This is a genomic window from Rhizobium sp. YTUHZ044 (genome assembly GCF_051123975.1).
GTDB lineage: Bacteria > Pseudomonadota > Alphaproteobacteria > Rhizobiales > Rhizobiaceae > Rhizobium.
The window spans coordinates 139,880-153,926 of sequence record NZ_CP101428.1 but is presented as its reverse complement, the minus strand read 5'-3'; the positions used below and the strand labels follow the sequence as shown (position 1 = coordinate 153,926).

Sequence of the window (14,047 nt, the reverse complement as noted above, 5' to 3'; positions counted from 1 at the left end):
AAGAAGACGATGGACGCCATGGTCGAGACCAAAGGACATTATATCGACGCTGATCCCTATCCCTGGCCCTATAACGGCGCCCTGCGCCCGGACAATACGGCCCTCATCATCATCGACATGCAGACCGATTTCTGCGGCAAGGGCGGCTATGTCGACCACATGGGTTACGACCTGTCGCTGGTTCAGGCGCCCATCGAGCCGATCAGACGGGTTTTGGCCGCCATGCGCGCCAAGGGCTATCACATCATCCACACCCGCGAGGGCCATCGCCCTGATCTCGCCGATCTGCCGGCCAACAAGCGCTGGCGCTCACAACGCATCGGCGCAGGCATCGGCGATCCAGGCCCGTGCGGGCGCATCCTCACACGCGGCGAACCCGGCTGGGACATCATCCCGGAACTCTACCCGATCGAAGGCGAGACGATCATCGACAAGCCCGGCAAGGGCTCGTTTTGCGCCACCGACCTGGAGCTGATCCTCAACCAGAAGCGCGTCGAGAACATCATCCTGACCGGGATCACGACCGACGTCTGCGTTTCCACGACGATGCGCGAGGCGAACGACCGCGGCTTCGAATGCCTGCTGCTGGAAGACTGCTGCGGGGCGACCGATTACGGCAATCATCTCGCCGCCATCAAGATGGTGAAGATGCAGGGCGGCGTCTTCGGCTCCGTCTCCAATTCCGAAACGTTCGTGAGCCAGCAGCCATGAGCACAATCCGCGACACGCCCCTTCCGCAGGCCGGCAAGGCCGTCGGCATCGACACCATGGATATGACGATGCGCTTCGGCAGCTTCACCGCGCTTGACCATGTCTCGATCAAGGTCCCCGCCGGCAGCTTCCATGCCCTGCTCGGCGAGAACGGCGCCGGCAAGTCGACGCTCGTCAAATGCATCATGGGTTTCTATCATGCAACATCGGGTTCGCTCTCCGTTGATGGTCGCGAAGTGGCGATTGCCTCGCCCAGGGATGCGGCGACCTATGGGCTCGGCATGGTCTATCAGCACTTCACGCTGGTCCCCTCGCTGACGGGTGCCGAAAACCTCGTCATCAGCCGCGCTGAAGTCCCTGCCATCCTCAACTGGGCGAAGGAGCGGAAGGATCTCGCCGCCTTCATGGAGCGCATGCCCTTCCAGATCCCGCTCGACCGGCCGGTGAGCGAACTGGCCGCCGGCGAGAAGCAGAAGCTCGAAATCGTCAAGCAGCTCTATCTCGGCCGCTCCTTTCTCGTCCTCGACGAGCCGACCTCGGTGCTGACGCCCGCGGAAGCCGACGAGATGCTCGGCCTCGTGCGCGGGATGACGGAGCGAGGCGAACTGACCGTGCTGATGATCTCCCACAAGTTCCACGAGGTGACGAAATTTGCCGATGCCGTCTCGATCCTGCGGCGCGGCAAGCTGGTCGGCACAGGCATGGTCGGCGAACTCTCCACGGCCGAGATGGCGACGATGATGATCGGCGACGTCAAGCTCGCCGAGCTCGACAGCCGCGTTCCCACCCCGCAGGGCGCCAAGCCGGTCCTCAAGCTCGAGCAGGTCAAGGCGGCCGACCGCTCGGGGCACAAGACCATCGAAATCGACGAACTCATGGTCCGCTCCGGCGAGATCGTCGGAATCGCCGGAATATCAGGCAATGGCCAAAAGGAATTGACCGAAATCCTCGCCGGCCAGCGCCCGACGGAGACCGGCCGCGTTATCGTCAACGGCGACGCCTACCGCGCGTCACGGCCGGAGACGCGCAAGAACAATGTCCGTTTTATTCCCGAGGAGCCGCTGCAGAACGCCTGCGCGCCGCGCATGACGGTCAGCGAAAATCTCGCCTTTCGGACCTTCGATCTCACGACCGACGACAAGGACGCGGTCTGGCTGAACAAGGGCAAGATGAGGAAGCGCGCCGCGGCGCTGATTTCCGACTTTAAGGTGAAGACAGCCTCGTCTGCCTCGCCGATCGCGGCACTTTCCGGCGGCAATGTGCAGCGCGCCGTGCTTGCCCGCGAACTCACAGGCAAGGTGGATCTGCTGATCGTCTCGAACCCGTGTTTCGGCCTCGATTTCTCCGCCGTCGCCGAAATCCGCGCCCGCATCATGAAGGCGCGAAATTCGGGCGCGGCCGTGTTGCTGCTCTCCGAGGACCTCGACGAGCTGCTCGAGATGTCCGATCGCATCATGGTGATTTCGGAAGGCAAGCTGGTCTACGAAACGCCGGCCCGCTCAGCCGATATCGGCATGATCGGCGCCCACATGGCGGGGCATCACTGATGGCTGAGATCAAGGCAGAACCCTTCGCCTTTCCGGTGAAGCACGACCAGCTCGCGCTTATTGTCATCGACATGCAGCGAGACTTCGCCGAGCCCGGCGGCTTCGGCGCAAGCCTCGGCAACGACGTCAGTCGCATCACCAGGATCGTGCCCGATGTCAAACGACTCATCCAGGGCTTTCGTTATGCCGGACTGCCGGTCATTCACACGATGGAATGCCATAGGCCGGATCTTTCGGATCTGCCGCCGGCCAAACGCGACCGCGGCAATCCCACACTCAGGATCGGCGACGAAGGCCCCATGGGCCGCATTTTGATCTCCGGCGAGCCCGGCACAGCAATTCTGCCGGAGCTTGCTCCGATCAAAGGCGAGGTCGTCATCGAAAAACCGGGCAAGGGCGCCTTCTATGCGACCGAGCTCGACGAAGTGCTGCAGCAGAAGGGTATCAAACAGCTGGTTTTCGCAGGCGTGACGACCGAAGTCTGCGTGCAGACCACCATGCGCGAGGCGAACGACCGCGGCTATGAATGCCTGCTCGCCGAGCAGGCTACGGAAAGCTATTTTCCGGAGTTCAAGGCCGCAGCCATCGCCATGATCCGCGCCCAGGGTGCAATCGTCGGCTGGACGGCCCATGTCGACGCCATTTTGGAAAGCATCGCCCATGCCTGAAACCACCCGCGAATTGCTGACCTCGGGCGGTTGGAGGGATCTGGAGTTCGGACCCTTCCGCGATCAGGTGACGATCCACTGGATCCGACCATTTGAGGACGATCAGCCAGGAGTAGCGCTCCTGAAATATGAAGCCGGCGCCGGCGTTCCCCGCCATCGGCATGAGGGGCTGGAAACCATTCTCGTGCTCGACGGAGTGCAATCGGATGAAGCGGGCGACTACGGCCGCGGCAGCTACATCGTCAACGCCCCCGGCACCGAGCATTCGGTCTGGAGCGAAACCGGCTGCGTCGTCCTCATCCAGTGGGACCGGCCCGTCAGAATACTGGAATAGAAAACAGTATGAGGCAACCGATACCGCCGCGACGTTGAGTCGATCGAACTGTCGTTAAACGGACATCTCGCATCATCAAAGCGTTAGAGCATTCCAAGCGACATAATACGGTTTATCGGCGCCGGTTACGCCTATTTCTGCTCCGCCTTTCCCGACGGCTTCGTGGCGGCCTCTACAGCGCCGCCCTGCAAATCCGCCTCGTCCCCGACAATGGCGGCGGCTTCGTCGAGCAGGACGTCCTTCGCCTTCTTGCGGGCGTTTTCCATGGCGATATCGGCGCTCAGGCTGCGCTCGTCCGCCTGCAGGCCGTCGTCGCCGGCAAGATCTTCGCCATCACCGGCTTCGGCCCGCGCCTTGAACCGCGCCTCCCGGGCCGCCGCTTCCTTGCGGCGCTCGGCTTCGTTCAGGGAAACGACGCCCTTCTCGCGCTGCGCCTTCAGATCGGCGATGTCCTGCAGCAGACGCTGGAAATCCTGATCGCCCTTGACCCGCGCATCGTGGCGGCTCTGCAAGGCCGGCAGCAATGCCGTAACATCGCCTTCCGGCGCATATTTCGCCGGCTTGATCTCCGCCCACGGCAGGGCATTGTCATAACTGGTCTCGCCGAAGCTCGCGGGATCGGACAATGCGGGCAGGCTTATATCGGGGGTGACACCGCGCAGCTGCGTCGTGCCGCCGTTGATCCGGAAAAACTGGGCGATCGTCACCTTCAGCTCTCCGAATTCGGGTTTGCTGTTGTGAACCACCTGGTCGAGATCGACGACCGTCTGCACCGTGCCCTTGCCGAAACTGGGCTCGCCGATGATCACGCCGCGGCCGTAATCCTGGATCGCCGCGGCAAAGATCTCCGAAGCCGAGGCCGAGCCGCGGTTGATCAGAACCCCCAAGGGACCTGTCCAGGCCGGCGTTGTCAGGTCGGCGCTCTTGACCTCGATCTTGCCGTTGCCGGCGCGCTGCTGAACGACCGGCCCCTTGCCGATGAAGAGGCCGGTGAGATCGATCGCCTCGTCAAGCGAACCGCCGCCATTGTTGCGCAGATCGATGAGAACGCCGTCGACCTTTTCCTGGTTCAGTTCCTCAAGAAGCTTGGCGACATCGCGACTGGCGCTCTTGTAGTCCTTGTCGCCCTTGTTCTTGGCTTCGAAATCCTCATAGAAGACCGGCAGGGTGATGATGCCGATCTTGCGCGTGGTCTCGCCCGCCTTCACCGACAGCACGGCTTTCCTGGCCGCCTGCTTGTCGAGGCTAATCTTGTCGCGCACCAGGTTGACGACACGATGCACGCCATCGGCGCCGGCATCGGCCGGCAGGATGTCGAGCCGCACCACCGAACCTTTCTTGCCGCGGATCATCTGCACGACTTCATCGAGGCGTGTGCCCACCACTTCCTTGATCGGCCCGTCCTTGCCCTGGCCGACGCCGGTGATGCGGTCGCCGACGGCGAGCTTGCCGGAGAGTTGCGCCGGCCCGCCGGGCACGAGTTCGCGGATCGTCGTGTAATCGTCGCGCTCCTGCAGCACCGCGCCGATGCCGAACAGCGAAAGCTTCATCGAGACATTGAAGTCGGCGGAAGCCGCCGCGCCGAAATAATCCGTATGCGGGTCGATCGAGTTCGAATAGGCATCCATGAACGACTGGAAGACGTCGTCGCTCTTGAACTTGTAAGCGCGCTCGAGCGTGTTTTCATAGCGTTTGTCGAGGGTTTCGCGAATCGCCGCGTCGTCCTTGCCGCCGAGCTTCAGCCGCAGCCAGTCGTTCTTGACGCGCTTGCGCCAGAGATCGTTGCTCTCGGCTTCCGACTGCGGCCAGGGTGCCTTGTCGCGCAGCACCGCATAATCTTCCTTGCCGCTGAAATCGAAGCCCTGCTTGAGCAAGCTGCGCGCATAGGTCATGCGGTCGACGACGCGCTGTTGATAGGCGTTGAAGATCGCAAACGGGATCTTCAGGTCCTGTCGTTCGATGGCGTCGTCGATCTCGCTGCGGTCGGACATGAACTTGTCGACGTCGGCCTGCAGGAAGAGCATGCGGTCGGGATCAAGCGATTTGACGAACTGATCCATCACCCTGCCCGATAAGGCATCGTCGAGCGGAACCGGCTTGTAGCTGTATCGCGAGAGAAATTGCGCGCTGAGCTCAGCCGCCTGCGCCTGCCGCGTCAACGGTTTCAAAACCGGCGGCGCTGCGACCTCGGCATAGGCGGACGGGGCGAGTGCAAGAAATGCACCGAGAAAAACATAGGCTATGCGCATTCAGTCTTGATCCAATTCTTAATGCCGAGGGTGGATGTGTGAACTAAGTGAGGCAATTGTGGTTTTTTGGCAAGCAGGTGGGAAAATTGGGAAGAGATGAAAAAGTATCGGGCGTGATCGACCCGGGACTTCGCGGCAGCAGACTGCTGCTGCGGCGGCGCCAGCGATCATCGATCTCGCGTATATTGTCAGTCACGGAGCTACGGCTGGCGCTTTAGTGCGCTAGCAGTTGCTCATACGTGTTTCGTAGGCGTTCAAAATAATCGTTGTCGGTCAGAAAACGCTCGCTAGGGCTACGGCTCGGACCCTGGGGATGCTCTGCCAGATTATTTCCGTCCGGGAGCGTGGCCTGCGCCGTGAGCGTAGCTTCAATCCATTCGGCTATCATGATGTCGTCGTACATTTTTTCACCCGTGAAATCCCGTTCCAGGCGGCAGAATCCGACAAAGCGTCCTGATGGTGAAGACGTTATCCAGGCAAGACATCATTTCGTTGCGTGATCGAAATGCAATGGCCGCGCCGCTGAACAAAGTTCTTAACGCACGCAGCACGCCTGGATCACACAACGCAAAGGGCTCCGAAGCTCGGGGGTCATAATCAATAGGAAGTCGTGGCCCTGCAGTTTACGTCAGGTCGCGTCGATCCCGCCGGCAGCTTTTCGGAATTATTGCGTCATCTGTAATTATGAACTGCGCAACGCGGCCGTTTTCATTGACGGCCGCCTATCGCACCTTCGGCATGCGGATCGGGAATGGACCCGGCCGGAAGAGTTCGCAGGAGCGCATCATGAAACTTTATCATCACCCTCTTTCGGGTCACTCGCATCGGGCACGTCTGTTCGTCTCGCTGCTTGGCCTGCCTCACGAGCTGGTCGAAGTCGACCTGAAGTCCGGCGCACACAAGAAGCCCGAATTTCTCAAGCTCAACCCGTTCGGCCAGGTGCCGGTGCTCGAGGATGGTGACACCGTGATCGCCGACTCCAACGCCATCCTGGTCTACCTCGCAAAGAAAGCGACCCGCACGGACTGGCTTCCCGAAGACGCCAAAGGCTCCGCCGCCGTCCAGCGCTGGCTGTCGGTTGCCGCCGGTGAAGTGGCTTATGGTCCGGCAGCGGCACGGCTGATCACCGTCTTCGGCGCCAAGTATAATCCCGAAGAGGTTATCGCTCGCGCCCATGCCCTGCTCCGCAACCTCGAAAGCCAGCTTACCGATCACAATTGGCTGGCCGGCCACACGCCGACGATCGCGGATGTTGCGATCTACAGCTATGTGGCCCGTGCACCGGAAGGCAACGTCGATCTCTCCACCTACCCCGCCGTCAACGCGTTCCTTCGTCGTATCGAAGCGCTGCCGGGCTTCGTCCCGTTCGTTCAAACACCCGTTGGCCTAGCCGCCTGACGCCAGCACACGGGCGTGCGGCTGCATGCGCCCGATCTTCATTTTCGAGGAGAGACGGACATGAATGAGACCTTGAAGACGCTGCCGGTCTGGCATGAAGGCGAGACCTATATTCAGCAGAAGGTGGGCGTCGCCGAACGCATGGCGGCCGTCGGCCAACGTGTCATTCGCGATTACATGCCGGACCAGCACCGCGACTTCTACGCTCAGCTGCCGTTCATCGTGCTCGGCAGCGTCGATAGCCGCGGCGACGCCTGGGCGACCTTCCTTGAAGGGCGTCCGGGCTTCATGTCCTCTCCATCGCCGACGACCCTGGATATTGCGGCCAGGAGAGATGCCAGAGACCCGGCAAGCGAGGGTTTGGCGGAGGGCCTGCCCATTGGCCTGCTTGGCATCGAGATGCACACAAGGCGGCGCAACCGCATGAACGGCTTCGTCTCCAATTTGCCCGATGGCTTCCGTGTCGATGTCGACCAAAGTTTTGGAAACTGCCCGCGCTACATTCAACTCCGGGATTTCGAATTCGTTCGAAATCCCGGCGAAGATTTTGCCGGCACCGTTGAAGACCTGCCTGACCTCGATGATGCTGCGCGCGCCATGATCGCGGCAGCGGATGCATTCTTCGTCGCCTCTTATGCCGATCGCGAAGATCGCCGTCAGGTCGACGTGTCGCATCGCGGCGGCAAGGCCGGCTTCGTTCGCGTTGCCGACGACGGGTCACTGACGATCCCGGACTTCGACGGGAACCTCTTTTTTGCAACGCTCGGCAACATCCTGTTGAACGGCAAGGCCGGGCTTGTCTTCGTTGATTATACCAGCGGCGACATGCTGCAGATGACCGGCGACGCCGAGCTTATCCTCGATTCACCGGAGATAGCTGCCTTCCAGGGCGCCGAGCGACTGTGGACGTTCAAGGCACGCCGCATCGTCCGCCGGAGGAACGCGTTGGCCCTGCGCTGGTCCTTCCGCGACGAGGGCTGGTCCGCCAATTCGCTGATGACCGGCGATTGGGCGCAGGCGGCCGACCGGCTGCGCGCTGCCGAACTCGCCACCCGCTGGCGCCCGCTCACCGTGACCAGGATCGTGGAGGAAAGCGCTTCCATCCGTTCGTTTCACCTTCAGCCGAGCGATGGGGCAGGTTTGCTGCCCCATGTCGCCGGCCAGCATCTGCCGATCCGCATCAGCCTTCCCGGCGCGGACAAGCCTGTCATCAGAACCTACACCCTGTCGGTGGCACCCTCGGACGGCCTTTATCGTATCAGTGTCAAGCGCGATGGCGCAGTATCGGGCTATCTCCACGATCATATCAGCGTCGGCGACACGATCGAGGCGCGCGCGCCGGCCGGCGGCTTTACCGTTGACGTCCGCGTGACCCGTCCGGCGGTGCTGCTTGCCGGCGGCGTGGGGATCACGCCCCTGCTCGCCATGCTGCGCCACGTTGTCTACGAGGGGCTGCGCAAGCAGCGCATTCGCCCGATCATTCTCTTTCACGCGGCGCGTTCCAGACAGGAGCGTCCCTTCGACCGGGAAATCGCCGAGCTTGTCGACGCCGCGCGAGGCGCCGTGAGGCTGATCCGGGTCTTGAGCGATGTCACAGGCGCCGAAGAAGGCGCCGACTACGACGCCACCGGGCGGATCGATATGTCACTCCTCACCCGCCATCTGCCATTCAACGATTATGACTTCTATCTCTGCGGCCCGCCGCAATTCACGCAGTCACTCTACGATGGCCTGCGCAACTACAATATTGCCGATGGGCGCATTCACGCGGAGGCTTTCGGCCCGTCATCCCTGAAGCGGACGCTGGACGTCGGGGTGGCCGCGCCAGCCCGTCGACCGCCATCCACAAAGCCCGTACCGGTCGCCTTCATGGGATCGTTGAAGGAAGCCCGCTGGACACCCGAGGCTGGCACATTGCTGGAGCTGGCGGAAGCGCGCGGCCTCAGCCCGGAATTCAGTTGTCGGGAAGGCAATTGCGGCACATGCCGGACCAAGCTCATCAAGGGTGCGGTGACCTACATCAAGGAGCCGACGGCAGCGATTGGCGAAGGCGAAGTGCTGCTGTGCTGCTCGGTTCCTGCCGAACAGGAGAGTGATGAGGAAAACCAGATCCAGCTCGAACTCTGACGGTTCCCATTGATGCATCCGACGCAACAGCATCTTGCTCTTTTTCAACCTTCATCGTCTTTGCAACATGAATAACGGACGGTGGTCGCCGCGTGGCGACCACCGCCGCACTCTCCATTCCAGCCCATAAAGGAACCGACCATGTCTCGTCCGCCACTTCCCCCTTTCAATGAACAGAGCGCCATCGAAAAGGTCCGCCTTGCCGAAGATGGCTGGAACAGCCGCGATGCCGCCAAGGTGGCGCTCGCCTATACACTCGATACGCGCTGGCGCAACCGCGTCGAATTCGCGACCAATCGCGCCGAGGCCGAAGCTTTCCTCAGGCGCAAATGGAACCGCGAGCTCGATTACCGGTTGATCAAGGAACTGTGGGCTTTCCAGGGCAACCGCATCGCCGTTCGCTATGCCTATGAGTATCACGATGACAGCGGTCAGTGGTTTCGTGCCTATGGCAACGAGAACTGGGAATTCGCCGAGGACGGGCTGATGCGGACGCGCCATGCCAGCATCAACGAGCACCCGATCTCCGAGGCCGAGCGCAAGTTCCGATGGCCACTCGGCCGCCGGCCGGACGATCACCCCGGCTTGAGTGACTTCGGCTTCTAACGCCAGGTCCAGATCAAGGAGGTCGCCACCATGGCAGGGTTCAAGCTCGATGCGCGCGCACGGCTGTCGATCGAGCTCGCGCTTACCGCCGGACGTGGCGATCCCGATATCGCTCATCAGCAGGAAAAGGACGCTAAGGCACTCGGCATGTCCGGGGCTGAAATCGATATGGCCCGCAAGGGCTCGAGCTTCGACTTCCAACTGTCCAAGGCGATAGTCGTGGCGCTCGCACCCGACGCCGAACACCGCGAGCGCGCCATGAAAGCCGGCATAGATGGGCAAACCTGTGCCGACATCGAAAAACTGGCGGCGTCCTATATCGACCCATCTCTGTTGCGATCGGCATAGCCACCGCCATCCTTTCGTGACGCTTCCAGTCATGTCATTGGTATCAGTCTCGAAATGGCCTTGCTCGATCTCTTTCTCGATTGATACATATCTGGCCGATGGTCACGTGAGAGCAACACAAGCAATCTTTGAGGGGCGAATGGATCGATGGCAGGCAATGCGGATTTTTGCCAGGGTTGCAGAAACCGGAAGTTTTGCAGATGCCGCGCGCCACATGCATATGAGTGCACCGGCTGTCACCCGCGCCGTCGCGGCGCTTGAAGATCTGATTGGCGCCCGCCTCTTCGTTCGCACGACACGCTCCGTCAAGATGACGGAGGCAGGCACACGATATTTCGAGGATTGCCGCCGCATATTGGCGGATATCGCCGAAGCAGAGGCTGCGGCGGGTGGCTCCTACGCCACTCCGACGGGGACGCTGGCGATCACGGCTTCAGCATTGTTCGGGCAGATGTATGTGCTGCCCATCGTGACCGAGTTCCTGAACACCTTCCCGACCATGCACGCACGGACCCTCTTCATCGATCGCCCGGTCAATATTGTCGAAGAAGGGGTCGACGTCGCCGTTCGTATCGGCCACCTGCGGGATTCAGGCTTCTCGGCGATAAAGGTCGGAACTGTTCGGCATGTGATCTGCGGCTCTCCAAGCTACCTCGAGACGCACGGCGTTCCCATCACGCCGGCCGACCTCAAGAACCATCGCATCGCGGCCTCCACAAGCGCCTGGGCATCGCCGGAATGGCGTTTTGCAAACGATCAGCGGGTGACGATCGACCCGCTTCTACAATGCAACACCAACGACGCCGTCATCACAGCCGCCCGCGCAGGTTGGGGACTGACCCGAGTCCTGCACTACCAGATCGGCCCGGCGCTGCTGGCGGGGGAGCTGCAGATCGTCCTCAGCGACTTTGAAGAGCCGCCAATGCCCATCCACATCCTTCATCCGGAAGGGCGGCACGCGCCTGCCAAGGTACGGGCCTTCGTGGATATGGCAACGGCCCGCCTGCGCGAAAACCGGTTGTTGAACTAGCGCCACCGCCGCAATCGCCAGCCGCCTTGAGCGCCAGATCTCAGCATTGCGGGCCGGAATGTTGGGACACAGCTCCTGAATCAAGCAGGGGCCGTACCTCCGATTATTACACACACCGTAATTATCAGTTCCGCATTGAGCGGATTATCGTTTTTTCGTGGAAGGCTATGTTGATCTCCAAGGCAGCCGCAGCTGGCGCCTCAAACCCGAAGGAGACCGCCATGAAACGCCTGATCATGACCCTGATGCTGGCAACCGTCAGCTTTGCCCCGATGTCTTTTGCGGCATCGCCCACGCCCGCCCAAGCCGCCATTGTCCAGCAGGCTGCCATCACGGTCAACTATCGGACCGCAACGGTCGCTGGTGTGAACATCTTCTACCGCGAAGCAGGCCCAAAGGACGGCCCGGTCGTCGTTCTGCTGCATGGCTTCCCGACGTCTTCGCATATGTTCCGCAATCTGATGCCGCTTCTCGCCGATCGCTATCGGGTCATCGCACCGGACTATCCTGGCTTCGGGCAGAGTGACGCTCCGGACCACACCAAATTCGCCTACACCTTTGGTCATTATGCCGACCTTGTTGACGGTTTGCTCGATCAGCTTGGTGCAAGAAAATATGCGATGTACGTCATGGATTATGGTGCGCCGGTGGGTTATCGCCTCGCCTTGAAGCATCCGGATCGCGTGACGGCTCTCATCGTACAGAACGGCAACGCCTATGATGAGGGCCTTCGCGAATTCTGGGACCCAATCAAAAAATATTGGGCTGACGGCTCGAAGGAAAGCCGCGACGGGCTCTCTGGCCTGGTCACCCTCGAGACCACGAAATTCCAGTACACGGACGGCATGAGCGATCTGAGCCGCATCAGCCCCGACAACTGGGTTCATGACCAGGCGCTGCTCGATCGACCCGGCAACAAGGACATTCAGCTGGATCTCTTCTATGACTATCGCACCAATGTGCCGCTCTACCCGCAGTTCCAGGCCTTCTTCCGGGATCACAAGCCGCCGACGCTGATCGTGTGGGGCAAGAACGACAAAATCTTCCCGGCCGAAGGCGCGCATCCCTATCTCCGTGATCTCCCGGATGCCGAACTGCATCTTCTCGATACCGGCCATTTCGCGCTGGAGGACAAGTTGGACGTAATGGCGCCGCTCATTCACGACTTTCTTGACCGAAAACTCGGCGAGAAGAACTGAGGACAGTGCCGCGCAGCTCCACGGGGCTGCGCGGCACATCGTATTCCTACGCTTCGGATGCATTCCCTCTGGCTTCGATAAAGAAGCGTCAACGCCGCTCAGGCGACGGGGATGCCCATCTCTTCGGCCGCCTCCAACGCTTGGGCTTCGGTCATCTCCGTCACGCAGCCGCGGTTGTCGATCAACGGGCGATGGTTTTCCCAAAGTTTGAGTTGACCGTTTTCGTTGGCGAAGCAACACTTGCACTGCAGCAAGGCAGGAGGAACATGATGGACGAGCAAGACCGCTGGCGCCAGATGGCAAGCGCACCGAGAGACGGCAGCCGCATCCTGGTGACGATCCGTGCGTCCGAACAGGGGCCGGCGGAAGTCGATCTCGCCTACTGGTCGCATGGCGATCAGTTCGGTGGAGAAGGCTGGCGCGCCTCGGATTCCTCGCCCGGGCACATCATCGAATATGCCGAGCCGGAGTTGAAGTGCTGGATGCCGATGCCCTCGGCCAATCGCACCTCGATGCCCTCGCCCTGGGAAGGCGAGGACGACGAGGAACTGGACGGGTCGGGCATTTAAGGACTGGCGCAAGCCCTGTTTCCTGGCGCCCGACAGGAGGCACGGCAGGTGGAGCAAGGTTCAGTCGAAAAAGCCCGCATCCTCTTCCCGGAGAAATCTCCTTGCCGCTTCAGCGTCGATATCGAGGCCCAGCCCCGGCGCTTCCAGTAGATCCACCATACTGTCCTTGACGATCTCAGGTGGCAAGCCGATGACCAGATCCTCCCACCAGGGGTCCGAAGCAGTCGGATATTCGAAGGCGACATAATTTGCCGGCAACGTGGCGCAGACATTGATCAGCGCGCCGAGACCGAGCAGCCCGTTGGCAGTGCCGTGCGGTGCCATCAGGATCGAGTGCATGTAGGCATGCTCGGCGACCCATTTGAGCTCGGCGATGCCGCCAATATCGGCTGGATCGGGGCCGATAACGCGGACTGCCTGCGTCTCGATCAGTTCCTTGAAATTGTGCCGGAGGTAGATCTGCTCACCAGTGTGGATCGGTGTCGAAGTGGAGGTTGTCAGTTCCCGGTAGGCCTGCGGATTGACCCACGGCACGTAGTCGCCGGTCAGCATGTCCTCGAGCCACATCAAATTGTACTTCTCGACCGCGCGAGCGAACCTGATCGCATCTGGCAGCATCCAGCCCGGGCCGCAGTCGAGCGCCAGGCTGACCTTATCGCCCAGCACTTCCTTCATCGCGATCACGCAGTCGAGCATGTGATTGAAACCCCGCTCACTGATTGCGCCCTGATCCATGGCACCGTGATAGCCGGCCTTCCTCTGCGTCACCCCGTAGTGGAAGCCCTCGATGGTGTCCTTCATGTTGGAGTGGAAGGAGATTCCTTGCTTGATCATGAAGAAGTTCTGCGGCTGCTCCATCATCCATTTGACGTCAGCGGCGTAATCCTCCGGCCGGTCGCCGGAGCGTTTCCGGCGGACCGAGCCGTTGTAGACCCGCACCTTGTCCCGCACCTTGCCGCCGAGCAGCTTATAGGCCGGCACGCCCGCGGCCTTGCCGGCAATATCCCACAGCGCATGCTCGATCGCGCTCACCGCCGCGCCGTATGGCTTGAAGGAGCCGCGCTGGCGGATCTTCAGCATCACTCTCTCGACGTCGGTCGGGTCCTCGCCGATCAGCGCCTCGCGGAAATGCAGCACCCAGGGCTTGAGATAGGCCTTGGTGAATTCGACTTCGCCCAAGCCATAGAGGCCCTCGTCCGTGACGATGCGGACGATCGGGTGTTTGCCGATAACGGCACAGCGCAGGTCGGTGATCTTCATA

The 14,047-nt window shown here is 61.2% G+C and carries 13 protein-coding genes; 11 read left to right on the top strand and 2 right to left on the bottom strand.

Annotated elements, in window-relative coordinates; translation table 11 throughout:
* Nucleotides 1-9: 9 nt before the first annotated feature.
* From biuH to NL154_RS26070, 4 genes are read left to right on the top strand one after another with little or no spacing between them, the layout of a single operon-like run.
* Complete coding sequence (gene biuH / locus NL154_RS26085; protein ID WP_210632594.1) at nt 10-711, top strand: biuret amidohydrolase; 702 nt, start codon at nt 10-12, stop codon at nt 709-711.
* Nucleotides 708-2,258 carry an ABC transporter ATP-binding protein gene (locus tag NL154_RS26080; protein ID WP_221123108.1) on the top strand — a complete coding sequence of 517 codons (1,551 nt, stop codon included), beginning with the start codon at nt 708-710 and terminating at the stop codon, nt 2,256-2,258. Before biuH ends, NL154_RS26080 begins: the two co-directional genes overlap by 4 nt.
* Entirely contained in the window at nt 2,258-2,926 is a 669-nt protein-coding gene (locus tag NL154_RS26075; RefSeq protein WP_210632592.1) for a cysteine hydrolase family protein, read from the top strand. The genes NL154_RS26080 and NL154_RS26075 overlap by 1 nt, the downstream gene beginning before the upstream one ends.
* A complete protein-coding gene (locus NL154_RS26070) occupies nt 2,919-3,260 on the top strand; it encodes a cupin domain-containing protein (RefSeq protein ID WP_210632591.1) in 342 nt (113 codons plus the stop codon). The genes NL154_RS26075 and NL154_RS26070 overlap by 8 nt, the downstream gene beginning before the upstream one ends.
* Nucleotides 3,261-3,391: 131 nt before the next feature.
* Here the strand turns inward: NL154_RS26070 and NL154_RS26065 are convergent, their stop codons facing one another.
* Nucleotides 3,392-5,509, bottom strand: a complete 2,118-nt coding sequence (locus tag NL154_RS26065) for a carboxy terminal-processing peptidase (protein ID WP_221153298.1) — start codon at nt 5,507-5,509, stop codon at nt 3,392-3,394.
* A gap of 786 nt (nt 5,510-6,295) precedes the next feature.
* On the opposite strand from NL154_RS26065, the gene NL154_RS26060 reads away from it, so the two are divergent.
* From NL154_RS26060 to NL154_RS26030, 7 genes are all read left to right on the top strand, one after another.
* Nucleotides 6,296-6,907, top strand: a complete 612-nt coding sequence (locus NL154_RS26060; RefSeq protein ID WP_434734494.1) for a glutathione S-transferase family protein — start codon at nt 6,296-6,298, stop codon at nt 6,905-6,907.
* Between the two features lie 60 nt (nt 6,908-6,967).
* Nucleotides 6,968-9,034, top strand: a complete 2,067-nt coding sequence (locus tag NL154_RS26055; RefSeq protein ID WP_434734493.1) for a 2Fe-2S iron-sulfur cluster-binding protein — start codon at nt 6,968-6,970, stop codon at nt 9,032-9,034.
* 141 nt (nt 9,035-9,175) lie between these two features.
* Nucleotides 9,176-9,640 carry a DUF1348 family protein gene (locus tag NL154_RS26050; protein ID WP_221157944.1) on the top strand — a complete coding sequence of 155 codons (465 nt, stop codon included), beginning with the start codon at nt 9,176-9,178 and terminating at the stop codon, nt 9,638-9,640.
* 30 nt (nt 9,641-9,670) lie between these two features.
* On the top strand, nt 9,671-9,988 hold the full coding sequence (locus NL154_RS26045) for a hypothetical protein (protein ID WP_434734492.1): 318 nt from the start codon (nt 9,671-9,673) through the stop codon (nt 9,986-9,988).
* A gap of 139 nt (nt 9,989-10,127) precedes the next feature.
* Complete coding sequence (locus NL154_RS26040) at nt 10,128-11,018, top strand: LysR family transcriptional regulator (RefSeq protein WP_210632650.1); 891 nt, start codon at nt 10,128-10,130, stop codon at nt 11,016-11,018.
* Nucleotides 11,019-11,239: 221 nt separating this feature from the next.
* Nucleotides 11,240-12,217 (top strand): alpha/beta fold hydrolase, encoded by a 978-nt coding sequence (locus NL154_RS26035; protein WP_434734491.1) that lies wholly within the window; start codon nt 11,240-11,242, stop codon nt 12,215-12,217.
* Nucleotides 12,218-12,486: 269 nt separating this feature from the next.
* On the top strand, nt 12,487-12,786 hold the full coding sequence (locus tag NL154_RS26030) for a hypothetical protein (protein ID WP_210632584.1): 300 nt from the start codon (nt 12,487-12,489) through the stop codon (nt 12,784-12,786).
* A gap of 60 nt (nt 12,787-12,846) precedes the next feature.
* Here the strand turns inward: NL154_RS26030 and NL154_RS26025 are convergent, their stop codons facing one another.
* Nucleotides 12,847-14,046 (bottom strand): mandelate racemase/muconate lactonizing enzyme family protein, encoded by a 1,200-nt coding sequence (locus tag NL154_RS26025; protein WP_210632583.1) that lies wholly within the window; start codon nt 14,044-14,046, stop codon nt 12,847-12,849.
* Between the last annotated feature and the right edge of the window lies 1 nt (nt 14,047).